Below are 21690 nucleotides of genomic sequence, written 5' to 3' on the forward strand. Positions count from 1 at the left end.
ATGAGCAAGAAGACGCTTCCGGGTGCGCCGGAGGGGCGCCCCTGCGCCAGTGTTTCGAGCCAGCTGCAACCTCGTGCGCTCGACCGCTGGCAGTCGGGCGTGCGCGCCGCCTCCGAACAGGACGCCGATCGGACGATCAGCGTCTACGACGTCATCGGCTACGACTACTGGACTGGCGATGGCGTGACGGCTAAGCGCATCGCCGGCGCGCTGCGTGGCATGGGCGCCGGCCCGGTGACGGTCAACGTGAACTCGCCTGGCGGCGACATGTTCGAGGGCCTGGCCATCTACAACCTGCTGCGCGAACACGACGGCGAGGTCACGGTGAACGTGCTGGGACTGGCCGCGTCGGCTGCGTCGATCATCACGATGGCCGGCGACAAGGTGCAGATTGCGCGCGCCGGCTTCCTCATGATCCACAACGCGTGGGTGATGGCGATCGGCAACCGAAACGACCTGATCGAGGTGGCCGCCACGCTACAGCCTTTCGACGACGCGATGGCCAGCATCTACTCGGCGCGCACCGGTCAGGACATGAAGGCGATGGCCAAGCTGATGGATGCCGAGACGTGGATCGGCGGGCAAGCCGCCATCGATGACGGTTTCGCGGACGACTTCCTGCCCTCCGACCAGGTGAAGAAGGGCGAAGGCAAGGCCAGTGCCTCGGCGGTCCGCCGGATCGAGGCTGCGCTGCGGTCCAGCGGCATGCCGAAGAGCGAGGCGATTCGCCTCATCAGCGAATTCAAGTCCGGCCAGGGTGATCCTGCCGGCGGCGGTGTGGGCGATCCCACCGAACGCAGCGCGGGTGATCCGCCTGCTGTAGCAGCGAAGTCGTTCCTGGAAACGCTGCACGCGTTCTCCCTGTAGATCCCTCACACCATCCCAAGAGGACAATCCATGAAACCGATTCATCTGAAGAAGACCGCCACCGCCGTGCTGATGGCGCTCGGCGAGACGGCATACGCTATCCTGTTCCGTCACATGAAGCGCACCGGTATGGTGCTTGCGTTCGGCGACGATGACGTCAAAGAAATCAAGTCATCCCTCGACAAAATCAGCGGCGACGTAAAGGCGGCCGGCGAAAAGGCGCTGGCCGAGGCCAAGGCCGCAGGCAAGCTGTCGGAGGAAACCAAGGCGGAGGTCGACAAGCTGCTGGTGACCCAAGGTGAACTGCAGGCCAATCTGCAGACCGCTCAGCAAGCTCTGGCAAAGCTCGAAGCGAACGGCGCTGGCGGCGACGTGCAACACGAATCATTCGGTCAGCGTTTCGTGAATGGCGACGAGTTCAAGGCTTTTGCGGGCAAGACCACGCCGCGCGGCCGCGTCGACATGACGTTCAATGCTGCCATCACGACGCTGACCACGGATGCGGACGGCTCGGCTGGCGATCTGGTGACGGCAACGCGCCTGCCGGGTGTCATTGCACCGCCCGATCGTCGCATGACCGTGCGCGACCTGATCACCCCGGGCCGTATGGACGGTCAGGTGCTCGAGTACGTGAAGGAAACCGGCTTCACGAACAACGCCGGAATGGTGGCAGAAACCGCGAAGAAGCCGGAATCGACGCTGAAGTTCGACCTGGTGACGACCTCGGCCAAGGTCATCGCGCACTTCGTGAAGGCCTCGCGGCAGATCCTGAGCGATGCCTCGCAACTGGCCAGCTACATCGACGGCCGTCTGCGCTACGGCCTGGCGTTCAAGGAAGAGCAGCAGCTGCTGAATGGCGACGGCACGGGCCAGAACCTGCTGGGCATCATCCCGCAGGCCTCGGCGTTCGCGGCTCCGTTCGACCCGGCCGGGACCGAGACGAACATCGACAACATCCGCCTCGCCATGTTGCAGGCGACCCTTGCCGAATTCCCGGCTACCGGCATCGTGATGCACCCGAGCGACTGGGCGCGGATCGAGCTGTTGAAGGACACGACCGGCCGCTACATCATCGGCAACCCGCAGGGTGTCGCACAGCCGACGCTTTGGGGGCAGCCCGTCGTGGCCACTCAGGCGATCTCGATCGACAAGTTCCTGACGGGCGCCTTCAAGCTCGGTGCGCAGGTGTTCGATCGCTGGGAAGCACGCGTGGAGGTCGCTACCGAGAACGAAGACGACTTCGTGAAGAACCTGGTGACGATCCTTGCCGAAGAGCGCCTGGCCTTGGCCGTCTACCGCCCCGAGGCGTTCATCTACGGCGACTTCGGTAACGTGACCTGATCGGCGTCAGCTGCTCAGATGGGCCCGCCTCCGGGCGGGTCTTTGTCACTCTCTGGAGATCATCATGAAGATCAAGTTCAAGGCGCCGGACCCGCGTGGGGGGACCGTTGTTCAGATGGACAGCAGCCGAGGCCAGCACTTCATCGACACCGGCGCGGCGGTGCTGGTGAAGGAAGACGACCATCGCTCTGCCGCCGCGCGCGCCGAGCTCGACAAGGCCCTGGCCGAGCTACCCGGCGAAAACGACGACCCTGAATACGTCGTCGGCGCCATGCGATCGCACTTCAAAGGCTTGTTCACCGACGAGGACGAGGCGAAGGTGCGCGAACTGGTGAAGGTGCCTGCTGGCGCGCCGGAAGGTCAGCCCGCCAGCGAATCGGCGGCAGCGGACGCAGCGCCTGTCGCGGCTGCCGACGAAAAGCCGGCCGCCGAGGCGAAGACCAAAGCCAAGCCTAAGGGAGTCTGACATGCCGATCCTCGCTCTCGACATGGTGAAGTCGCACCTGCGGGTCACGTGGGCGGACGAGGATCAGCTGATCGGCCTGTACCTGGCTGCCGCAGAAGGCTCTGCCGCTTCCTTCCTGAACCGCAAAGTCTACCCGGATCAGGCGGCGCTCGACGCGGCGGTGCTCGCTGACACTGCCGGCGACGATCCGATGGTCGCGAATCCGGAGATTCAGGCGGCCGTGCTGCTGACGGTCGGCCACTTGTACGCCAACCGCGAGGATTCGGTGATCGGCGCAACGGTGGCAGAGTTGCCGCGTGGCGCGCTCGACATGCTGCAGCCGTACCGCGTGGGGCTGGGCGTATGAGGGCCGGTCAGCGCAGTGAGCGCGTCGAGATCCAGCGACCGGCCAATGGCAAAGACGAACTGGAGCAGCCCACCATTGGCTGGGAGACGGTGCGGCCCGTGTGGGCCAACATCCTCCACCGTACCGGCATCGAGGCGATCCGCGCCGACGCGCCGACGTCCATCGTGCAGGCCAGCGTGCGCATTCCCTGGCCAGCGGCTGACGGCGTGACCACGGCCATGCGCGTCCTGTGTGCCGACGGCACGGCGTACGGTATCAAGGCGATCTTGCCGGACCGCGTGAAGCGGCAGTTCGTGGATCTGGTTTGCGAGACAGGGGCCGCTGATGGCTAACTCCGCAGAAAAGGTGGTCGTCGAGGCGCTGAAGACCATCACCGGGCTCAAGATCTTCCCCGACGTCGCACCGAGCGGCACGACCGGGCCGTACGTCACCTATCAGGCTGTCGGCGGTCAGGACGTGAACGGGTTGGACGGCCCTGCCGACCTGGAAAACCAGCGCATGCAGATCACGGTGTGGTCGGCTACGCGCGCGGCGACGGGGGACACGATGCGCGGCGCGCGCTCGGCCCTAGTGGCTGCAGGTGGTATTCCGATCGGCGCGGCCGTGAGCCAGTACGAAGCCGACACGAAGCTGTACGGCAGCAGGCTTGATTTCTCGGTCTGGTTCCGGCCCTGAGCAGTTCCCCGCAACTGATTTTCCCTCGCCCGCCCTGCGCGGGCTTTTTCATCTGAAGAGGTCAACATGCCATCTACCGCAATCTCCGCGCAGGGCTCGAAACTGGAAATCTCCAGCACGGCAGGCGCAGCCAAGACGATCACAGGTATCGCCTTGGGCTTTCCGACGATCCTGACGTCGGCGGCCCATGGTCTGGGTAACGGCGACGTGACGACGCTGGCCGGGATAACTGGCGCTGATGCGGCGCTGCTCAATGGCCTGACCGTGGTGGTGAAGAACAAGACCACTAACACGTTTGCCGTGGACATCGACACGACGGGCAAGACCGTCACGGCGGCCGGTACCGCGACACCGCTGGGCTGGACGAAGATCGAGAACCTGGTGTCCTTCAAGGGATTCGACGGTCAGGCCAGCGAACTCGATGTGACCGACCTGGACTCCACGGCAAAGGAATTCCGGCTCGGTCTGCAGGACTGGGGAACCTTCAGCTTCGACGTGAACAAAGACTTCACCGACCCGGGGCAAGTGGCCCTCGACACGGCCAAGCGCACCGGCACGCTGAAAACGTTCAAGCTCACGCTGCCGAACCAAAAGACGAAGACATTCGACGCCTTCGTGAAGAACACGCCGCTCGAAGGTGGGGTGGACGCGGTGCTAAAGGCGACCGGCGTCAGCCTGCGCATCACCGGTGACGTGACGGACGCATAAGACCATGCCAATTCTCTCCAAAGCAGCAATTCTCGAAGCGGACGACCTCGAAACGAAGGATGTCGAGGTCTCCGAGTGGGGCGGCACCGTCCGCGTGGCCGTCATGTCCGGCCGTGAACGCGACGAGTTTTACGCGCGTCAGGGCGAAGGGAAGATGCCATACAGCCTGTTCTCGGCGAGTGTTCTGGTCGCGACGGTGGTGGGCGAAGATGGCAAGCCGCTCTTTTGCGCGGAAGACATCGAGCCGTTGCGACAGAAAAGCCAGGCTGCGATGGATCGTGTACTCGCCGTGTCGCTCAAGATGAACGGCCTGGGCCCGACGGCTATCGAAGAGGCAAAAAAAAATTCCGACGGAGACCAGAACTCCGGTTCTGGTTCCGCCTCGCCATCGCCCTCGGAAAGTCCGTAAGGCAGGCACAGGCCGAGATCGATAGCGACGAGTTTGTCATGTGGATGGCGTTCCACGAGTTGGAGCCGTGGGGAAGCCACTACGACGACCTTCGGGCCGGGGTAGTGGCTTCCATGATCGGAAACATCCATCGGGATCGGAAGCATCGGTCTGATCCCTTTGGCGATCTGGACTTCATCTGGTGGAACGATCATCGGCGGGAACCGGTCGACGTTATCCCAGTGCTCTTACCCGATCCCGAGGCACAGTCCAACCTTATCGACCAGATGATGTTCCCCAAGAGGTCCTGATGGCTAAACGCTTCGTCGAAGTGGAGAACCCGCAGGCTCTCATCGATTCTTTCGACGCCTTCAGCGACGAAGCAATGGAGTCGGTGCTCCGGCAGACCGCGATAGCGGGAGCGAGGGAATTTTTCCTCGAAACGAAGCTGCGCGCCCCTGTCGACAAGGGCATCTATGAGGGCAAACAGGGAAAGCACCCGCCGGGCTTCCTGCGCGACCACATCATCATCGCCTACGACGACGAGGTATCCGTTCCGGGCCGCATCGCTTCGTACCTGGTTACTTGGTCGAAGGAGGCGTTCTATGGCTATTACCTCGAGTTCGGCACTTCGAATATGGCAGCACAACCATTCCTGCGCCCGGCATTTGAAGCGAAGAAGCGGGCATCTGCCCAGGCGGCGGAAGCAGTGTTTGAGGCAAAGGTGAAGGAGCTGTCCCGTGGCAAATGAAACTCTCACTCGGTTCACTGCCGACGCCTCTGGCTATACCGCCGAAGTCGACAAGGCGAGAAAGAGCGCCCAGACCTTCATTCAGACGCAGGAAGAAGCCGCACGCCGCACCAAGGCAGCGCAGGATGCGATCACCGAAGCCGCGAAGAGCGGTTCGGGCGCGACTGCGCGCGAGGTGAAGGCCGCCGTCGACGCCTATACGCGGTACGCGGACACGCTGGGAAAAACGCGTCAACAGCTTCTGGAGCAGCGCCTGGCCCAGCTCGGGGTGACGGAGGCGGTTGCCGGCTACAAAGCACAGATCGAAGCTGCAGGCGCGGCCGGCAGCGGCATGAAGCGGGTCGACGACGCCCTGCAGGCCACAGGCGTGAGCGCTCGCCAGACGGCAGCTGCGATGCGCATGGTACCGGCGCAGATGACCGACATCGTCACGCAGCTCGCCGGCGGACAAAGCCCGCTGCTGATCTTGACGCAGCAGGGTGGCCAGCTGAAGGACATGTTCGGTGGTATCGGCCCGGCCGCGCGCGCCGTGGGTTCGTACGTCGGCGGCCTGGTGAACCCCCTGACGCTCACCGCCGCCGCCGCCGCCGCCTTGGCATACGCATTCTCGCAAGGTGAAAGCGAGTCGAAAGCGCTGAATCAGGCGCTGATCATGACCGGCAACTATGCCGTGACGTCGACCGATCAGCTGTCTACCATGGCGGCCACGGTCAGCCGGTCGATCGGCACGCAGGGCCAGGCAGCGGAGACGCTCGCCATGATCGCCAGCACTGGCAAGATTGCGGGCGATCAGATGGTTGCCATCGGCATTGCTGCCGAGGCGATGGAGAAGGCGACCGGCACAGCCGTCGACAAGACGATCCAGCAGTTCGTGCAGCTGGCCGACGAGCCTGTCAAGGCGTCGATCAAGCTGAATGAGCAGTACCACTATCTGACGGTGGCGGTGTACGACCAGATCGTCGCGCTGGAAGAGCAGGGCAAGAAGGAGCAGGCCGCTGCCGTTGCTCAGCAGGCGTATGCCGAGCAGATGAAGGCGCGCGCCGACAAGGTGATCGCGAATCTCGGCTACATGGAACGTGCCTGGAACGCGGTAACTGGGGCGGCGAAGGGCGCCTGGGATGCCATGCTGGGCGTCGGGCGCGCAACCACGCTGGACGACGTTCGCGGTGCTATTACGCGGACGCAGCAGGAGATCGCGAAGCTGGAAAGCTCGCCTACTTCGAAGGAGGGCAGCAGCAACTTCAACCGGGCGGCCCTGACACGCCTGCGCCAGAACCTCGAGCAGCTGCAGGCGCAAGCCAAGACACTGGAGACGAGCAACGGCCAGCAGGAAGCTGCGGGCGAACGGCAGCGGCAGCGGGACACGATCATTGCGGCGAAGGGTCGTCTTGATGCGCAAGCAAAGGCCACTCGTTCGCGCGCCGACCAGCGGAAGGACGAGATCGATCAGCTGAAGCGCGACGCCGAGACTGTTGGCATGGCAGCCGACGAGTACGCCAAGCGTGCCGCTGCTATCGAGGAAAAGTACAAGGATCCGAAGGGGCCGAAGGCGCGGAAGCCGAAGGAATACCAGGATGACGCCGCGACGAAGTTCCTGCAGCAACTCCGCGATCAGGATGCAGCCACGCGTGCGGCGCTGGAGTCGTCCCAGAAGCTGACCGGCGCCGAGAAGCAGCAGGCCGAATTCCTGCAGAAGATCGCGGACCTGAAAGGCAAGGACATCCTCACGGCCGATCAGAAGAGTCTTCTGGCCAACCAAGACGCCATCAAGGTGCAGCTCGCGCAGAACGTCGAGCACGAGAAGGCGCTGAAGTACAAGGAAGAGATCGCCAAGCTGGAAGAGCGGTCCGCCGCGGTGAACGCCCAGATCGGCAACTACCAGAAGTCGCAGGCTGAGCAGTACCAGCGCCAACTCGACGCCATGGGGCGCGGTAGTGACGCGCAGCGCCAGGCGGAGCAGGTCAAGTCGATCTATACCCAGTACCAGAACCTGCAGTTGCAGCTGGAGAAGGCAACGCCGGAGGCCGCGCGTGGTTCCGAGGCATACCTAAAGGCGCAGCAGGACATCCGGGACGGCCTGGATAAGTCGCTGCAGGACTACGACACCTACTACGCGACGCTGAAGGAGAAGCAGGCGGACTGGGTCAACGGTGCGACCGAGGCCATGGCGAACTACGCCGAATCGTCGCGGAACGTGATGGCGCAGACCAGCGCGGCAGGAACGAACGCGTTCAAGCGGTTGGAAGATGGGGCTGTGTCATTCGCCACGACGGGAAAATTCAACTTCAGCGACTTCGCGCAATCCGTGATCGCGGACCTGATTCGCATCCAGACGCGCGCGGCACTCTCCGGCATCTTCAGTCAGCTGGGAAGTATGGCATTGGGTGCTTATGGAGATGCGACCGGAGCGTCGGTCGGCGGTGTGTATGGCCCTGAAACGCAAGCGGGCCTCGACTCCCTCATCGCGGGTCTCGACAAGCGCGCGGCAGGCGGACCGGTGAACGCCGGGCAGCCGTACATCGTCGGCGAGGTTGGCCCGGAGCTGTTCGTGCCGCCGGCCTCGGGGAACATCGTCCCGAACAGCGCGCTGGCCGCTGGCGCTGCAGGCGGCGGCGATGTGACGATTGTGCAGCACATCAACATCGACAGCCGGTCCGACCAGGCGACGATCGCACAGGCGATGGTGCAGGCGAAGAACGCCGCCGTAGCGGAAGTGCGGGCAAACATGGCTCGCGGCGGTGACCTTCAGCAAATGGCCAGGAGATAGGGAATGCCAACAATCGATTGGCCATTGAGCCTTGTGCCGGCGAAGTCGACGTGGGGCTTGCAGTCAAATACCGAGGCATTCACTTCTCCGCTCAACCGGTCTGTACAGACCGTCGAGCGTCCCGGTGCGCGGTGGAAGGCGTCGTGGGAGTTTCCACCCAAGAACGATTTCGATCGCGGGTTGCTCGAGGCTTTCCTGGCTTCGCTCGGCGGGATGGCAGGAAGGTTCACGGTGTGGCCGCACCAGCGCCCAGGCAATTCGCTGTACAGCCCGATGGTGAACGGCAACCTGACGGATTTCCGAATGCTGCCGTCTTTCAACTGGGCGCCAAACACGGTCATTCTGCGAGCGGGTGACTACATCGCAGCCGGCGGCGAGTTAAAGATCGTCACGGCTGACGTGACCAGCAACGCGAGCGGACTCGCCACCATCCCGGTCGCGCCGCCGTTCCGTAAGCAGCCGGGAAATCTCGCGCCCATCACGACGGACCGGCCGCGTGCCACGATGATGCTGTCCAGCGACGAGTATTCGGTTTCAGTATTGCCGGGCCGCATCTCCGACGCGGTAGTAATCAGTGCAGTCGAGGTGTTTGTATGAACCGCGCCATGGATGCGATGACCGTTAACGCGGTCACATCCGGACACGTGCCCTACGTCTTCTTCGTGAAGATGGACTTCTCGACACCGCTATGTGTCTGTAGCGCTGGCTATGACATGCAGTGGAATGGGTTCACGTGGCTAGGCCTTGGGTTGCTGGGTTCAATCGAACCTATTCAGGAGCAGGCGGGCCTTGAGGCGATCGGCCTTAAGCTGACACTCTCCGGGGTGCCAACGGACGTTATCGCCATCACGCTCGGCGAACAGTACCAAGGTAAGCCGTGCCAGGCCTGGTTCGCACCACTGCGGGATGACATGCAGTTGCTGTCGACCCCCATCCGGGCGTTCAGTGGGCGCATGGACACCATGGACACCGAGGTGGGCGATACCGCGACCATCACCGTCTCGGTTGAATCCCGCATGGTCGCCTGGGAGCGCGCGAAGACCCGACGCTACAACAACGAGGACCAGCAGAGCCGGTACGCGGGAGATCGCGGATTCGAGTTTGTAGCCCAAATGGTGGAGAAAAATCTTTCGTGGGGGCGCTGATGCAGAGATTCGAAGATTGGCCAACGCGCCTTGCCGAATTTGTCGAAGCCCGCCGCGAGCGGGCTTTTTCTTGGGGCGAGTCGGACTGCGCCCTTTTCGTCTGCGACGGAATCGAGTCCATGACGGGAACCGATCCGGGAGAGCGCTGGAGGGGCTTGTACAGCACCGAGAAGGGTGCGCGTCGTGTGCTGCGCGACAACGGGGGCGTGAGCGGGCTCGCCACGCTGATCTTGGGCCCGCCTGTCGTGCCTGCGTCGGCTGGGCGCGGCGACGTTGTGCTGATCGATACACCAGAGGGCAACGCTCTTGCCTTGTGCATCGGCGACCGTATTGCCGCCCAAGGCGTAGGCGGCATTGAATTTCATCCAATCGCAGCAGCTAAGGCTGCGTGGAAAGTCTAGGAGCGACATATGCCAGCAGCAGCAGCAGCTGCCGCCGCGGCGTCAGCCTTCGCGGCAGCGGGCGGTGTGGCGGCAGGTGTCGCGGCAGTTGCGGCTGCCACCATTGCCTATGGGCTCGCGTATGCGGTCGTTTCATTGGCCATTTCGTTTGCCATCGGCTCCCTCATGGGCGCCATCTTCAAGCCGAAATCGAACAACGGCTTTTCGGCTGAGGCTCAGGGCCGCACGCAGGTGGTGCGCTCGAACGTGCAACCGCGCAACCTGATTTACGGCCGCGCGATGACCTCCGGGCCGCTCATCTACGCGGCAAGCACAGACGGCGACAAGAAGAACCAGTTCATGCACCTCGTGATCGCTTTGGCAGACCACCAGTGCGACGGGATCGAGGAGATCTATCTCGGGGAAGATCCGGCAAGCATTCCGGAGGGAAGCGTCTATCCCACCGGGGGAAAGTTCCTGAAGATATGGGGCACGTCGGCGGCCATGAGCGTTGTCGTGGCGCCGGGCGCAACGTCGATGACCTTCTCGATCCCGGACGGCAACCTGTTCAGCCTGCCGTCAATCGTGGCGACGGTCCCACCGAACCCCAACAGCACCGAGACGAACACCTACGTTGTGACCGATGTGTCGTGGACCCCTGGCATGTCGACGATCACGGTCCATGGCCTGCTGCCGTACACGTCGGAGCTGATGGTCACGTACGAGATCCAGAACACGCATGCTTACGTTCGGGTGAAGCGGCACCTCGGATCCGCCGACCAGGCGGCTGATGCTGACATGGTGGCGGAGGTCCCCGGCTGGACCTGGGATCACCGACTGCAGGGTGTGACCTACATCTATGTGCGCCTGGAGTTCGACGCCGACATCTTCCCCAACGGCCTGCCCAACATCAAGGCGATGGTGCGCGGCAAGCTGCTGTACAACCCGTTCTATGGCACGAGGTACTGGACCGACAACTGGGCGATGTGTGTCTATGACTACCTGACGGACGAACGCGGCTTCGGCTGCGACCCGCAGGACATCGACATGGAGGCTTTCGGCGCGGCCGGGAATATCTCGGACGAAGTGGTGCCCCTCGCAAATGGTGGTGCGCAGCTGCGCTACCGTTGCAATGGCATCGTGATGACGGACAAGTCGCCACGCGACAACCTTGCGGAGATGGTGTCAGCGAGCGGCGGGACGGTGGTAATTGCTGGTGGCGTCTTCCGGATGTTCGCCGGCGCCTACGACATCCCGACCGTGACGCTGACCGAGTCGGACCTGAGGGGGCCTGTGAAGGTGCGGCCTCGGACTTCGCGTAAGGACCTGTTCAATGTGGTCAAGGGAACGTTCGTCGACCCGTCGAAGAACTGGCAGCCGAGCGACTTCCCAGCCGTCAGCAATCCGCTTTATGCGCAGCAGGATGGCGAGGTCATCGAGCGAGACATTGAACTCCCGTTCACGACGGATGCAACCATGGCCCAGCGCCTGGCCAAGATCATCTTGGAGCGGTCGCGGCAGGGCATCGTCGTGGAGTTCCCAGCGAAGCTGACGGCCTTCCAGCTGTCGGCCTACAGCACCGTCAAGGTCACGCTGGCCAAGTTCGGCTGGACAAACAAGGTCTTCCGGGTGATGGACTGGAAGCTCAGCGACGCTGGCGGCGTCGATCTGATCCTGAACGAGGAAGCGGCGGCGGTCTACGATTGGAACGCAGGCAACGCCATAAACTACGATCCGGCGCCCGATACCAACCTGCCAAGCCCATTCGTGGTGGAGAACGTGGGGCCCATCAGCATGGATTCCGGCGAGGCGCACCTGGTGCTGTCGTCCAGCGGCGTGGTGACCTCTCGAATCCTCGTCACCTGGCCGCAGCCTACGGAACTGTCGGTGCGCCAGACCGGACGCACTGAGATCCAGTACAAGCGCGCCGATCAGGCGGATTGGCAGGTGCTGGCGCCGGTCTCGGCCGACACCACCAGCCAGTACATCTCGCCGGTGGACGACGGCAAGCCCTACCAAGTCCGGGCACGCTTCGTGTCAGCCTTGGGCGTGCGTAGCCCCAGCTGGTCGTATTCGCCGGTCCACGTGGTCGTCGGAAAGCTGGCGCCACCGAGCAACCTGACGGGCTTGTCGCTGACCGTGCTGAACGGCTTTGCGAACCTCACCTGGGACGCCGCGACGGACCTCGACGTGCGCAACGGGGGGCAGGCTCGGATACGTCATACGACGGACCTGGTTCAGCCGAGTTGGGCCAGCGCGATCGACATCGGAGGCTTCGTGTCGGGCGCGGCAAATTCCGCGCAGCTGCCGCTGTTGGAGGGCGTCTACCTGGCCAAGTGGATCGATTCCACCGGGCACGAGTCGCCGCAGGCGGCCATGGTGATCACCACCGCGCCGTCGCTGTCGAGCCTAAACATCGTCGCCACGGTGGCTGAGCATCCGGCATTCGCAGGGGCGAAGTCCAACGTCGTGTTGGATCCGGCGCTGAACGGCATCAAGCTGATCGGCAATGGGCTGATCGATGACCAGGGCCTGATTGACGCAACCGGGCTATGGGACGACCAAGGCACGATCGACAGCCTTGGGCCAATCGACGATGTGGTCGGCGCCGGCGGCTGGGGGCTGATCGATTCGCTGGGCGGGATCGTGTCGAACGGGACATATCAGTTCGCCAGCACATTCGATCTTGGGACGGTGGAGAAATCGCGCCTCACGGCGACGATCGATGCGCTGTCCTTCGATACGGGCGACCTGATCGACTTCCGCTACGACCTGATCGATAGCTGGGAGTCGATCGACGGCGGCCGGATCAACGACACCGCGGTGATGCTGTACGTGCGCACCACCAGCGATGATCCCGCTGGCGCTCCCACCTGGACCGAATGGCAGCGATTCTCGATGGGCGATTACGAGGCCCGCGCCTTCCAGTGGAAGGTGGTGCTGGAGAGCGGATCGTCCACCCACAACGTGGTGGTGGCCGGCCTGACCGTCAGTGTCGATATGCCGGATCGGCGCGAATCCGGGAAGAACGTTGTCTCCGGCGCCGGCGCATACCCGATCGTGTTCGGCAAGCCATTCAGGGTCGATCCGGTCCTGGGTATCACCGCGCAGAACATGGCTCAGGGCGACTACTTCTCCATCACCGGCAAGACGGCAACCGGTTTCACGATCACTTTCTTCAACGCTTCCAGCACGCCCGTGTCGCGCAGATTCGACTGGGATGCGGTCGCGTATTAATCGGAGAGCATAGATGTCTCAGCACAATTTCATCGTCGCCAACCAGGCAGGCGCTTCCTATCGTGCGGACGTGAACAACGCGCTTCAGGCGTTGGCCAGTCATAGCTCGGGAGCGGCCGCACCGCCGACGCCGTACGCATATCAGATGTGGGCCGACACGAACACCGGTCTGCTGAAGATTCGGAACGGGGCCAACTCGGCGTGGGTCACGCTGGGTCTTCTCGATGTGCCACTGCTGGGCCACATCAAACCGGGGATGGTTGTCTATCACGCAAAGAACGCTGCACCGACGGGTTTCCTGAAGGCCAACGGTGGCGCTGTATCGCGCACCACGTATGCCGATCTGTTCGCCGAGATCGGCACCACGTTCGGCGTGGGGGACGGATCGACGACGTTCAATGTTCCCGAGCTGCGTGCCGAGTTCATTCGAGGCTGGGACGACTCGCGCGGTGTGGACTCGGGGCGCACATTCGGTTCTGCGCAGGCGCAGTCCATAGAGGCTCACACCCACCTTTATGGTGGATCGTCCTCGATCATGGCGCCGGGGGGTAACGCCGCACTGACGACCGGCAATTCCTTCGGAACATCGTCATACGGTGGCACCGAAACACGGCCCCGCAACATCGCACTTCTCGCCTGCATCAAGTATTGAAGGACCGCCAAATGGAAATCCACAACTATCATCCCACCACCGGGCAGCACCTTGGTATCGGAATCGCTGACGATAACCCGCTTGAACCGGACAACCCGATCGTGCCTGGCTATGCCACGCCGACGGCTCCGCCCGCGGTGCAACAAGGCAGGGTGGCCGTGTATCGCCAGGCGGATGGCACACCTCCACAGAATTGGGGTGACGGCGCGTGGACAGTAGTTCCCGACTACCGCGGCGTGCCGCTGTACCGGACAGCCGATGGCACGGCGTTCGATCTCAGCCAGGAATACAACGGCCTGGGTGACCTGCCGCCTTTCCTGACTGACGAGCCACGCCCGTCGCCGGCCCACGTTTGGCTGGGCGACGAATGGACGCTGGACGTCGCGCTGGAGACGCAGCAGCTCGCAGCGGCGGCTCGTGTGCAACAGGGAGCGCTGCTCGCCGAGGCCGATCAGTTGATCGCACCGTTGATGGACGGCTTCGTGCTGGACGAGCTGACAGAAGACGACTCGGCTCGGCTGAAGGCCCTGAGCCAGTACCGGAAGGCGCTGCGCGCGGTCACCTCGCAGGTGGGCTTCCCGCGCACCATCAACTGGCCGGTGAAGCCGGCGTAGACGCCGCTGCGATAAAGCCACCGGCCGCCATAGAGCGGCCATTTTCATTTCTGGAGTTCGATCATGACCATCGGCATGTCCGCTGCGCTGCGTAACGCACGCCTCGACGCAATCACCACCATTGCCGGCGCCAATGCGAAGCTGCGGCTCTACAACGGCACGCGGCCGGCTACGGGCGGCACCGCTACCACGCTGCTGGCCGAACTGACCTGCGGCGCCACGCTGGCAGGCGCTGCGTCGGGCGGTGTGCTGACGCTGAACGCCATCACCAGCGACTCGTCCGCCGATGCCAGTGGCACGGCCACGTGGGCGCGCCTGGTGAAGTCGGACAACACGTTTGTGATGGACATGGACGTGGGCACCAGCGGCGCGGACCTGAACATGAACTCGAACGTAATCTCAGCGGGCGCGGCCGTGGCCATTACTGGGGCGACCCTGACCGAAGCGAACGCGTAACCGGAGCGCGCGGTGCCGACTATCGAACTGACGTCTGGCACGTCTGTAGCCAAGCCGTCCGACTGGCAGGACGCTGGCAGCAAGATCGAATGCTGGGGCGGCGCGGCCGGTGGCGGTGGCGCGAACAGCGGCAACGACCGTAGTGGTGGAGGTGGCGGAGGCGGGGCGTATTCCAGCATATCTAACTTCGCCTGGCCAGGTTCCTCGGCCGTCTCCTACCAGATCGGCGCGGCCGGCACAGCGGGCGCTGCCACTCCCACGAATGGTGGCGCGGGCGGCGACACATGGTTCGGCGCAACGTCGACCGTGCTGGCGAAGGGCGGAGCCGGCGGCATCTCGGGTCTCGGGACGGGACTGGGCGGGCAGGGCGGCCAGGCGTCTGCCGGTGTCGGCACCACGAAGTACTCGGGCGGCAATGGCGGCAGCGGAGCCACGGGGTTTTTCAATCCGGGCGGCGGCGGTGGCGCGGGCGGCCCGGCCGGCAACGGCGTCAACGGTGCCGATCCGACCGGCTACAACAACGGCGGTGCGGGTGGCGCTGGGAATGCTGGCTCAGGTGGCTCCGGCGGTGCGGGCAACACGGGCACCGGTGGCACTGGAACGGCCAATACGAACGGTGGCGGCGGTGGGGGTGGCGGCGGCAATAGCAACCCGGCGGCCGGCGGTGCGGGCGGCGCGCCAGGTGGTGGCGGAGGCGGCGGATCGTCCAACAACGGTTCGGCCAACAATGCAGGCGGCGCGGGCGCGCTCGGCAAGATCCGTATCACCTACACTTCGGCACCCAGCGGTGTCACCGGGACGATCGCTGCCACGCTCGGCGCGGTAGGGGCGGCCATCACTGGTAGCCAGCAGTTCACGGGCACTGTTTCGCGAACGCTCGGCGCTGTCACGTTTTCAGCCACCGGTGTGCAGACTTTAGCCGGTTCTGTCACGCGAACGCTCGGCGGCGTTACGGCATCCATCGCGGGCGGGCAGGCGGTCAGCGGTGTGGTGGCCAGCACACTGGCGGGCGCGACGGCCTCGATCGGCAGCACCCAGACGGTGTCAGGTTCCATTGCCGCCACCCTGGGCGGCGTGTCGGCGGCCGTGTCCGGCGCCCAGACGCTGTCCGGCTCGATCGCCGCATCGCTAGGTGGTGTCGTCGGCTCAATGGCTGGCGCGCAGACGCTCAACGGCGCTGCCGCGGCCAGCCTAGCGCCGCTGTCGGCTTCCCTAATCGGCCTGGTGCTGGACTCGTCCGGCGGCGTCATCGCGGCGACGCTGGGGCCGGTCGCAGCGTCCATTGCTGGGCGGCAGACGTTCGCTGGTGCGCTGACACCGGTCCTCGGCGGTGTGGCAACCGCCATCACAGGAAGGCAGACCCTGAGCGGCGTAGTGGCCGCGGCGCTGTCGCCGGTGGCAGCGAACTTCAGCGGAACGGCAATCGATGGCGTCGCCGGCACGATGGCGGCAACCCTTGGCGCCACGGTGGGCAGCATCATCGGCCGGCAGACGTTCAGCGGCCAAGTCGGTGCCGTGCTTGCACCCGCCGTGTTGCTGGCGACCGGGCAGGTGGTGGGTGAGGAAAGCGCGCCCGTGGACCCGTCGATGGTGGTCGTGCCGGCCGAGCAGCGCCTGGTGGTTGTGCCCACCGAAATCCGTGTCTATACCGTGCCAGCTGCAGAGTTGGTCGCCGCCGTGCCAGACGAGCTGCGGTTGGTTCAGGTCGAAGCCGAAACACGAATTGTGGAGATCCCAGTATGACGAACGCATTCCCGCCGAAGGATCCCGCCGCAGTGCTGGACTACTGCTTTGACTGGTCGGGGTGGCTGACCGATGGCGAGACGATCCCCGACGGCGGCGCCGTGATCACCGCGCCCGGCCTGACGATTAACCCGGATGGCAAGACAACGCAGATCGAGGGCGGCAAGGTCGTCTTCTGGCTGGGTGGTGGGGTGGCCGAGACATTCTGCGACGTCTCCTGCCAGATCAGCACATCGGCGGGTCGAAAGGATCGACGAACGTCCACGCTGCGCATCGCCCCGCGCCCCGTCATCTAGCCACCTTCGGGTGGCTTTTTCAATTCTGGAGAGGTCATGGATAAGCAGACCTTCAAGCTGGCCGCCGGCCTGACGCAGGCGATGGCCGACCGATGGTTTCCGCACATCACCGCTGCATGGGCTGAGTTCGGGATCGCCACGCCCGCCCGGCAGGCTGCATGGCTCGGGCAGATCGGGCACGAGTCGGCCGGTTTCGTCTACACGCGTGAAATCTGGGGGCCGACACCGGCGCAGACGCGCTACGAGGGCCGAGCGGACTTGGGTAACACGCAGCCAGGCGACGGCAAACGATTCATGGGCCGTGGGCTGATCCAAGTCACCGGGCGCGCCAACTATCGAGCGTGCGGCGCCGCGCTGGGCATCGATCTGGAAGCCGATCCGACGCAGCTGCAGGGCGAGGCCCTTGCCGCGCGCTCGGCCTGCTGGTTCTGGCAGCGGAAGAACTTGAATGCGCTGGCTGATGCCGGCGACTTCGTAACCCTTACCCGCCGGATCAATGGCGGAACCAACGGCCTGGCCGACCGGCAGCAGCGTTGGGAACGCGCCAAGCGCGTACTGGGAGTCGTGTGATGCAGATCGTCGAGAACTGGAACAAGTTGTGGAAGAGCACCACCGTGCTGCTCTCTGCGTTGCTGGCCATGCTGTCGGCCGCGCAGCTGGTGCTGCCCTCACTCCAGGCTGTATTGGAGCCGAAGCAGTTCGCCCAGATCACGCTGGCGCTGGCCGTGCTGATCGGCGCGCTCCGCTATGTCGCCCAGCAATCCATCAAACCGGACGAGCAGCAGCCGACTGATCAACCGTGAACTGCCAGCAGAGCAGCACGCACAACGGAGCCGAGATGGACCTATCTGTGATGACAGTGCCGGGGGGCACGGGCGGGGCGCTCGGCTTTGTCGTGGCCGCGATCGGTGGCGCAATCTGGTTCATCCGTAGCGCTTGGCGCCGGGACAGGGTCGACGGAGCGGAATCAAAGGCGCAGATCGACATCATCGAGCGCCTGTCCGCGCAGCTCGACAAGGCAAACGAGCGCGTGACGCTGGCCGAGCAGCGGGCGGACCTGGCCTACAAGGAGCGCAACGACGCCTACCAGGCGATCGGGAAGCTCGAAGCCAAGATCTCCGCGCTCGAGATGCAGATCCAGATGATGCGGGAGCGATTCGATGGCAAGGCTACGTGATTGGCTGGCGCGGTACCGGGCGAAGTTCATCCTGGTGGGTCACCGGATGGAAGCGGTGACGGTGCTGGTCCTGCTGCTCGGCGGTGGGATGGGCACCGGCTACCTGTTCTGTGTCTGGCAGTACCGGGAATTGATGGCGCAGCAGCGTGACGACCACCAAGCCGAGATCGCCAGGCTGCAGGAGGCGTACACGAAGACGCTGGCCGTGCTGACGCCGAAGGTCGCGGCGGCGGCGAACTCGTCTGCTCAGGCGGCCGAGGCGTCGGTGGAGGCGGCGAAGTCGGTGAAGCGGGCTGCCCGTCCAGCTGCTGCGCCGGCCGCCGCTCCGCGCCCGCTTACCGAGGCGGAACGGCAGGACGTGAACCGCGACATCGAGGCCGCGAATCGAAAGGTAAGGGAGTCCCGGAAATGAAGATCCTGCTGCTCTGTCTGCTGCTGGCCAGCTGCGCCGTGGCTGAGCCGCCGGCCGCACCAGCGCCGTCGCGTCATTGCGAGACGCTGCCCACCCTGAAGCCCGGCGCCACGCGCGCCGACATGCTCGACCACATCCGCGTGACGGCGGATCTCTACGCGCGGTGCGCGGCGACTCCATGACCGAACTGTCCAAAGTCCTCCGCGAGACCTCGCCCGGGGCGCTTTCCTTCTGGTGCCCGGGCTGCAGAGACTCCAACACCATCCGGCACGGCTCTGGCCCCGGGCCGCGGTGGGGCTGGAACGGCAATACGGAACATCCGACGTTCACGCCGAGCGTCTTGGCTCGGACCGGGCACTACGTGCCGGGTCACGAGAACGGTTCGTGTTGGTGCACCTACTACCAGGAGCATCCGGACGAGCCGCGCGACTTCGCCTGCGGCATCTGCCATACCTTCGTTACCGACGGGCACATCCAGTACCTGTCGGACTGTACGCACGAACTGGCGGGCCAGACGGTGCCGATGGTGGCGTTTCCGGAGGACTGGTAATGCTGCTGATGCTCAAGGCGCTGCCCTGGCGCGCGATCGGCGTGGCCGTGCTGGCCGCCGTCATCTTCGGCGCCGGCTGGGCAGCCAACGGCTGGCGCAAAGACGCAGAGATCGACCGCATGAAGACGGCCAGCGCTCAGGCAGACCTGGCAAGTGCCAATGCTGCGCTGGGAGACCTGCGCCAGGCCGGCGAGACGATCCGGGCCAAGGCCGACGAGTTCAACACCACCCAGAGCGCGCTGGGCGCCAAGGTCGATCAGGCCGTGAAGGAGTTCCGGAATGCGAAGAAGCCACTGCCTGCTGATTGCCGCCCTGATGATTTCAGGGTGCGCAAGCTCACCGACGCCTACGAGGCTGCCAAGCAAGCCGCCGGCGCTCGATAGCGCGCTGGGCGCGCCGTGCCGGTGGCCACAGGACCCGCCAGCCGAACGCGACTACGACGCCTGGCAGGAATGGGTGATGGGGGACGTGCTGAAGGCGCTGGGGGAATGCGCGGCCAAGCATCGGAAGACGGTGGAGGCATGGCCAAAATAGACTGTATGGATATACAGTATCGGCATGCCTACCGGGTTCCAGCCTCCACCGCCGCCGCTTCCGTCCTATGTGATCTGGGATAGATACGCATGCCGCACATGCTCACGGCTGCTGGTCACCGTACCCTTTGAATATCCTCACCCGAGAATCCGCATGGATTGCAGGCTCGGGTATTCATGCCCGGTCTTCATGTGCGACGACTGGGAGAGGGAACCGGGGGTGGACTGATCATCCATACAGTGCTGTACAAGACACTGTATTTTGGAAACCACATTGGATGGATATTGGAAGGTCGGCGGCGGACAAGAAAAAACGGCCTACGCCGTTAAGCGTAAGCCGTTGATTCCACTGCCTTTACTACTGCAAATACTGGTCGGAGCGATAGGATTCGAACCTACGACCCTCTGATCCCAAATCAGATGCGCTACCAGGCTGCGCTACGCTCCGAAGCCGGCGATTCTATCGCGATTGTTCCTCGCAGGTCAATTGCCATTCGAAGAGATCGGATGTGGTGGTGTTGTGACGGCTGGGGCGCATGGGCGCACCCTGCTTCAGCCGGGGCTGTTTTGGCTTGACTTGGTGCGGCGCGCTGACATAATCCGCACACCGTATCGGTCCGACCCGGCGCTTCGCGCCTGGCATAGCAGTGCCCACCCGGACCTGGTCCCGATCAACAGAACAATGGCATGCCAGCAGCGCTCGCGAAGCGTTGACTGCGCCGTGCCTGAGCATTGCCCCGCCCGATGCGTGCGCATCGACGGCATTCGGGGCAACCGGACCTGCGGAAACAACACAGAACGGCCGTTCGCAGGCCGCGAAACAGAAGGCTGGCGGGTGCGTGCGGAGCGCCGGCGATGCCTTTGTGAACGGGAATGAAGATGTTTCAGTCGCAGGTGGTAGTGCTGATCGCAGGCTTGTTTGCGCTGCAGATGGCGATCGTCTGTGCCGTGTTGCGGCGCTCGGCAGGGATGGCGCGCAGCGGGCTCACGTCGTGGGCCGTCGGCGACCTGATCGTGACGCTGGCAGTGATCCTGCTGGCGGTGCATGCCTACCGGCCTGAATGGCCGGTGACGGCGTTGCCCGAGTTGGCGCTGACTGCCGGGCTTTCGATGATGGTCTATGGGACACGGCATTTCGTTGGCAAGCCAGGGCGGGGTCTGATGCTTGCCGTCCTGAACCTGCCCGGCCTTGCCGCGCTGGCGCTGCATGGGAGCCAGGGTATTGCACAGTTCGTATCGACCCGCTCATCGGCAAACGCCGGACTCTCCGCGCCGTCTGCGGTGGCTGGGTTGACGCTGGTCGCGTCGGTGGTTCAGGTGTTGCTGTTGCTCGAATTGCTGCGCGTCACAGTGCCAAGGTTGCCTGCCAAGCATGGCACCGGCCGCCTTGCGCTGCTGTCGCTGGTGCTGGTGGCGCTGACATGCGCGGTGTTGGCAGGTGCACAGGCATGGCCGGCACTTTCGACGCTGGTGGACGGGCATCCGCTACCGTTGGTCGAGCAGCGCGATGGTGTCACGGTCTGGTTCGTGTTCGGGGTGGTGGGATTGTCGGTGAGTTTCGCGCTGATGGCCCATGACCGGTTGCGCCGGATCATCGAGCGCCGGGCGCGCCACGATGACCTGACCGATGTGCTGTCGCGCGGCGCTTTCTGGGAAGAACTCGAAGTCACGTGCAAGCAGGCGGAACGTCAACGCGCCCCCTGTACCGTGGCGTTTATCGATCTCGACCACTTCAAGGCGATCAACGATCTCTACGGACACCTGGCCGGGGACAGCGTGCTGCGCCACTTTGCCGGGCTGCTGCGCAAGGCCGCGCCGGAGCATGCCATTCTGGGTCGCCTGGGTGGCGAGGAATTTGCGATCGTGATGCCCGATACGACGCTGGAGACTGGCCGGGCCATCAGTGTCCGCCTGAGTGCGCTGGTGCGTGGCACGCCATGTCCGTCCGATCCCGATCCTATTACCTACACAGTCAGTATCGGCATGGCGGAACGGCAGGCTGGTGAAAATGCCGATGCGGTGATGCGCCGCGCCGACCGCGCGCTCTACGATGCCAAGCAGATGGGCCGCAATTGCGTCTCGTCGCACGATACGGCCGAATCCGTCGGCATGCCGCGTCGCCCCCGCGTGCGGGAGCGCGAGTCGATCTGATCAGATTTCGGACGCGCCGACAGTGGGGTAGAATG

28 protein-coding genes and 1 tRNA gene are annotated in these 21690 nt (G+C 64.3%); 28 read left to right on the top strand and 1 reads right to left on the bottom strand.

Annotated features, from left to right (window positions below):
- From ABDB81_RS17045 to ABDB81_RS17175, 27 genes are all read left to right on the top strand, one after another.
- Nucleotides 1-867 (top strand): head maturation protease, ClpP-related, encoded by an 867-nt coding sequence (locus tag ABDB81_RS17045; RefSeq protein ID WP_346812318.1) that lies wholly within the window; start codon nucleotides 1-3, stop codon nucleotides 865-867.
- A 30-nt stretch (nucleotides 868-897) separates the two neighbouring features.
- The gene (locus ABDB81_RS17050; RefSeq protein WP_346812320.1) at nucleotides 898-2208 is read left to right on the top strand and encodes a phage major capsid protein; all 1311 of its coding nucleotides are present in this window, start codon (nucleotides 898-900) and stop codon (nucleotides 2206-2208) included.
- 64 nt (nucleotides 2209-2272) lie between these two features.
- A complete protein-coding gene (locus ABDB81_RS17055; protein ID WP_346812322.1) occupies nucleotides 2273-2674 on the top strand; it encodes a hypothetical protein in 402 nt (133 codons plus the stop codon).
- 1 nt (nucleotide 2675) lies between these two features.
- Complete coding sequence (locus tag ABDB81_RS17060; RefSeq protein ID WP_346812324.1) at nucleotides 2676-3020, top strand: head-tail connector protein; 345 nt, start codon at nucleotides 2676-2678, stop codon at nucleotides 3018-3020.
- Nucleotides 3017-3352, top strand: coding sequence for a phage head closure protein (locus ABDB81_RS17065; RefSeq protein WP_346812326.1), 336 nt, complete (start codon nucleotides 3017-3019; stop codon nucleotides 3350-3352). Before ABDB81_RS17060 ends, ABDB81_RS17065 begins: the two co-directional genes overlap by 4 nt.
- Nucleotides 3345-3695 (top strand): DUF3168 domain-containing protein, encoded by a 351-nt coding sequence (locus ABDB81_RS17070; protein ID WP_346812328.1) that lies wholly within the window; start codon nucleotides 3345-3347, stop codon nucleotides 3693-3695. Before ABDB81_RS17065 ends, ABDB81_RS17070 begins: the two co-directional genes overlap by 8 nt.
- A gap of 66 nt (nucleotides 3696-3761) precedes the next feature.
- Nucleotides 3762-4403 carry a phage tail tube protein gene (locus tag ABDB81_RS17075; protein ID WP_346812330.1) on the top strand — a complete coding sequence of 214 codons (642 nt, stop codon included), beginning with the start codon at nucleotides 3762-3764 and terminating at the stop codon, nucleotides 4401-4403.
- Between the two features lie 4 nt (nucleotides 4404-4407).
- The gene (locus tag ABDB81_RS17080; RefSeq protein WP_346812331.1) at nucleotides 4408-4812 is read left to right on the top strand and encodes a hypothetical protein; all 405 of its coding nucleotides are present in this window, start codon (nucleotides 4408-4410) and stop codon (nucleotides 4810-4812) included.
- A 38-nt stretch (nucleotides 4813-4850) separates the two neighbouring features.
- A complete protein-coding gene (locus tag ABDB81_RS17085) occupies nucleotides 4851-5102 on the top strand; it encodes a hypothetical protein (protein ID WP_346812333.1) in 252 nt (83 codons plus the stop codon).
- Entirely contained in the window at nucleotides 5102-5542 is a 441-nt protein-coding gene (locus ABDB81_RS17090; RefSeq protein ID WP_346812334.1) for an HK97-gp10 family putative phage morphogenesis protein, read from the top strand. Before ABDB81_RS17085 ends, ABDB81_RS17090 begins: the two co-directional genes overlap by 1 nt.
- Nucleotides 5532-8309, top strand: coding sequence for a phage tail tape measure protein (locus ABDB81_RS17095; protein WP_346812336.1), 2778 nt, complete (start codon nucleotides 5532-5534; stop codon nucleotides 8307-8309). Before ABDB81_RS17090 ends, ABDB81_RS17095 begins: the two co-directional genes overlap by 11 nt.
- A 3-nt stretch (nucleotides 8310-8312) precedes the next feature.
- A complete protein-coding gene (locus ABDB81_RS17100) occupies nucleotides 8313-8906 on the top strand; it encodes a hypothetical protein (RefSeq protein ID WP_346812338.1) in 594 nt (197 codons plus the stop codon).
- Nucleotides 8903-9454 carry a hypothetical protein gene (locus ABDB81_RS17105; protein WP_346812340.1) on the top strand — a complete coding sequence of 184 codons (552 nt, stop codon included), beginning with the start codon at nucleotides 8903-8905 and terminating at the stop codon, nucleotides 9452-9454. Before ABDB81_RS17100 ends, ABDB81_RS17105 begins: the two co-directional genes overlap by 4 nt.
- Complete coding sequence (locus ABDB81_RS17110; RefSeq protein WP_346812342.1) at nucleotides 9454-9855, top strand: hypothetical protein; 402 nt, start codon at nucleotides 9454-9456, stop codon at nucleotides 9853-9855. The genes ABDB81_RS17105 and ABDB81_RS17110 overlap by 1 nt, the downstream gene beginning before the upstream one ends.
- Before the next feature lie 9 nt (nucleotides 9856-9864).
- Complete coding sequence (locus ABDB81_RS17115; RefSeq protein ID WP_346812344.1) at nucleotides 9865-13071, top strand: phage tail protein; 3207 nt, start codon at nucleotides 9865-9867, stop codon at nucleotides 13069-13071.
- Between the two features lie 13 nt (nucleotides 13072-13084).
- Nucleotides 13085-13723 carry a phage tail protein gene (locus ABDB81_RS17120; RefSeq protein ID WP_346812345.1) on the top strand — a complete coding sequence of 213 codons (639 nt, stop codon included), beginning with the start codon at nucleotides 13085-13087 and terminating at the stop codon, nucleotides 13721-13723.
- Nucleotides 13720-14337, top strand: a complete 618-nt coding sequence (locus ABDB81_RS17125) for a tail fiber assembly protein (protein WP_346812347.1) — start codon at nucleotides 13720-13722, stop codon at nucleotides 14335-14337. Before ABDB81_RS17120 ends, ABDB81_RS17125 begins: the two co-directional genes overlap by 4 nt.
- Before the next feature lie 63 nt (nucleotides 14338-14400).
- On the top strand, nucleotides 14401-14793 hold the full coding sequence (locus ABDB81_RS17130) for a hypothetical protein (protein ID WP_346812348.1): 393 nt from the start codon (nucleotides 14401-14403) through the stop codon (nucleotides 14791-14793).
- 12 nt (nucleotides 14794-14805) lie between these two features.
- Entirely contained in the window at nucleotides 14806-16536 is a 1731-nt protein-coding gene (locus ABDB81_RS17135) for a hypothetical protein (RefSeq protein ID WP_346812350.1), read from the top strand.
- Entirely contained in the window at nucleotides 16533-16832 is a 300-nt protein-coding gene (locus ABDB81_RS17140) for a hypothetical protein (protein WP_346812351.1), read from the top strand. The genes ABDB81_RS17135 and ABDB81_RS17140 overlap by 4 nt, the downstream gene beginning before the upstream one ends.
- Nucleotides 16833-16868: 36 nt before the next feature.
- Nucleotides 16869-17402 carry a glycoside hydrolase family 19 protein gene (locus tag ABDB81_RS17145; protein WP_346812353.1) on the top strand — a complete coding sequence of 178 codons (534 nt, stop codon included), beginning with the start codon at nucleotides 16869-16871 and terminating at the stop codon, nucleotides 17400-17402.
- Nucleotides 17402-17635: a hypothetical protein gene (locus tag ABDB81_RS17150; protein ID WP_346812355.1), complete on the top strand. Its 234-nt coding sequence runs from the start codon at nucleotides 17402-17404 to the stop codon at nucleotides 17633-17635. The genes ABDB81_RS17145 and ABDB81_RS17150 overlap by 1 nt, the downstream gene beginning before the upstream one ends.
- 35 nt (nucleotides 17636-17670) lie before the next feature.
- Entirely contained in the window at nucleotides 17671-18009 is a 339-nt protein-coding gene (locus ABDB81_RS17155; protein ID WP_346812357.1) for a hypothetical protein, read from the top strand.
- Nucleotides 17993-18421, top strand: a complete 429-nt coding sequence (locus ABDB81_RS17160) for a hypothetical protein (protein WP_346812358.1) — start codon at nucleotides 17993-17995, stop codon at nucleotides 18419-18421. Before ABDB81_RS17155 ends, ABDB81_RS17160 begins: the two co-directional genes overlap by 17 nt.
- Nucleotides 18418-18603, top strand: coding sequence for a hypothetical protein (locus tag ABDB81_RS17165; RefSeq protein ID WP_346812360.1), 186 nt, complete (start codon nucleotides 18418-18420; stop codon nucleotides 18601-18603). Before ABDB81_RS17160 ends, ABDB81_RS17165 begins: the two co-directional genes overlap by 4 nt.
- The gene (locus ABDB81_RS17170; RefSeq protein ID WP_346812361.1) at nucleotides 18600-18971 is read left to right on the top strand and encodes a DUF6527 family protein; all 372 of its coding nucleotides are present in this window, start codon (nucleotides 18600-18602) and stop codon (nucleotides 18969-18971) included. The genes ABDB81_RS17165 and ABDB81_RS17170 overlap by 4 nt, the downstream gene beginning before the upstream one ends.
- A complete protein-coding gene (locus tag ABDB81_RS17175) occupies nucleotides 18971-19354 on the top strand; it encodes a hypothetical protein (protein WP_346812363.1) in 384 nt (127 codons plus the stop codon). The genes ABDB81_RS17170 and ABDB81_RS17175 overlap by 1 nt, the downstream gene beginning before the upstream one ends.
- Nucleotides 19355-19875: 521 nt before the next feature.
- On the opposite strand, the gene ABDB81_RS17180 is transcribed toward ABDB81_RS17175, so the two are convergent.
- Nucleotides 19876-19952, bottom strand: a tRNA-Pro gene (locus tag ABDB81_RS17180).
- Between the two features lie 431 nt (nucleotides 19953-20383).
- Between ABDB81_RS17180 and ABDB81_RS17185 the strand changes: the two genes are divergently transcribed.
- The gene (locus ABDB81_RS17185; RefSeq protein WP_346812448.1) at nucleotides 20384-21655 is read left to right on the top strand and encodes a GGDEF domain-containing protein; all 1272 of its coding nucleotides are present in this window, start codon (nucleotides 20384-20386) and stop codon (nucleotides 21653-21655) included.
- Nucleotides 21656-21690 lie beyond the last annotated feature (35 nt).

The organism is Cupriavidus sp. DL-D2 (assembly GCF_039710735.1).
In the GTDB taxonomy this organism is placed as follows: Bacteria; Pseudomonadota; Gammaproteobacteria; order Burkholderiales; family Burkholderiaceae; genus Cupriavidus.

Excerpts from the sequence above, each read along its gene's own strand:
- ABDB81_RS17045 (WP_346812318.1), top strand. The coding sequence starts at position 1 with ATGAGCAAGAAGACGCTTCCGGGTGCGCCGGAGGGGCGCCCCTGCGCC.
- ABDB81_RS17050 (WP_346812320.1), top strand. The coding sequence starts at position 898 with ATGAAACCGATTCATCTGAAGAAGACCGCCACCGCCGTGCTGATGGCG.
- ABDB81_RS17055 (WP_346812322.1), top strand. The coding sequence starts at position 2,273 with ATGAAGATCAAGTTCAAGGCGCCGGACCCGCGTGGGGGGACCGTTGTT.
- ABDB81_RS17060 (WP_346812324.1), top strand. The coding sequence starts at position 2,676 with ATGCCGATCCTCGCTCTCGACATGGTGAAGTCGCACCTGCGGGTCACG.
- ABDB81_RS17065 (WP_346812326.1), top strand. The coding sequence starts at position 3,017 with ATGAGGGCCGGTCAGCGCAGTGAGCGCGTCGAGATCCAGCGACCGGCC.
- ABDB81_RS17070 (WP_346812328.1), top strand. The coding sequence starts at position 3,345 with ATGGCTAACTCCGCAGAAAAGGTGGTCGTCGAGGCGCTGAAGACCATC.
- ABDB81_RS17075 (WP_346812330.1), top strand. The coding sequence starts at position 3,762 with ATGCCATCTACCGCAATCTCCGCGCAGGGCTCGAAACTGGAAATCTCC.
- ABDB81_RS17080 (WP_346812331.1), top strand. The coding sequence starts at position 4,408 with ATGCCAATTCTCTCCAAAGCAGCAATTCTCGAAGCGGACGACCTCGAA.
- ABDB81_RS17085 (WP_346812333.1), top strand. The coding sequence starts at position 4,851 with ATGTGGATGGCGTTCCACGAGTTGGAGCCGTGGGGAAGCCACTACGAC.
- ABDB81_RS17090 (WP_346812334.1), top strand. The coding sequence starts at position 5,102 with ATGGCTAAACGCTTCGTCGAAGTGGAGAACCCGCAGGCTCTCATCGAT.
- ABDB81_RS17100 (WP_346812338.1), top strand. The coding sequence starts at position 8,313 with ATGCCAACAATCGATTGGCCATTGAGCCTTGTGCCGGCGAAGTCGACG.
- ABDB81_RS17105 (WP_346812340.1), top strand. The coding sequence starts at position 8,903 with ATGAACCGCGCCATGGATGCGATGACCGTTAACGCGGTCACATCCGGA.
- ABDB81_RS17110 (WP_346812342.1), top strand. The coding sequence starts at position 9,454 with ATGCAGAGATTCGAAGATTGGCCAACGCGCCTTGCCGAATTTGTCGAA.
- ABDB81_RS17115 (WP_346812344.1), top strand. The coding sequence starts at position 9,865 with ATGCCAGCAGCAGCAGCAGCTGCCGCCGCGGCGTCAGCCTTCGCGGCA.
- ABDB81_RS17120 (WP_346812345.1), top strand. The coding sequence starts at position 13,085 with ATGTCTCAGCACAATTTCATCGTCGCCAACCAGGCAGGCGCTTCCTAT.
- ABDB81_RS17130 (WP_346812348.1), top strand. The coding sequence starts at position 14,401 with ATGACCATCGGCATGTCCGCTGCGCTGCGTAACGCACGCCTCGACGCA.
- ABDB81_RS17140 (WP_346812351.1), top strand. The coding sequence starts at position 16,533 with ATGACGAACGCATTCCCGCCGAAGGATCCCGCCGCAGTGCTGGACTAC.
- ABDB81_RS17145 (WP_346812353.1), top strand. The coding sequence starts at position 16,869 with ATGGATAAGCAGACCTTCAAGCTGGCCGCCGGCCTGACGCAGGCGATG.
- ABDB81_RS17150 (WP_346812355.1), top strand. The coding sequence starts at position 17,402 with ATGCAGATCGTCGAGAACTGGAACAAGTTGTGGAAGAGCACCACCGTG.
- ABDB81_RS17155 (WP_346812357.1), top strand. The coding sequence starts at position 17,671 with ATGGACCTATCTGTGATGACAGTGCCGGGGGGCACGGGCGGGGCGCTC.
- ABDB81_RS17160 (WP_346812358.1), top strand. The coding sequence starts at position 17,993 with ATGGCAAGGCTACGTGATTGGCTGGCGCGGTACCGGGCGAAGTTCATC.
- ABDB81_RS17165 (WP_346812360.1), top strand. The coding sequence starts at position 18,418 with ATGAAGATCCTGCTGCTCTGTCTGCTGCTGGCCAGCTGCGCCGTGGCT.
- ABDB81_RS17170 (WP_346812361.1), top strand. The coding sequence starts at position 18,600 with ATGACCGAACTGTCCAAAGTCCTCCGCGAGACCTCGCCCGGGGCGCTT.
- ABDB81_RS17175 (WP_346812363.1), top strand. The coding sequence starts at position 18,971 with ATGCTGCTGATGCTCAAGGCGCTGCCCTGGCGCGCGATCGGCGTGGCC.
- ABDB81_RS17185 (WP_346812448.1), top strand. The coding sequence starts at position 20,384 with ATGTTTCAGTCGCAGGTGGTAGTGCTGATCGCAGGCTTGTTTGCGCTG.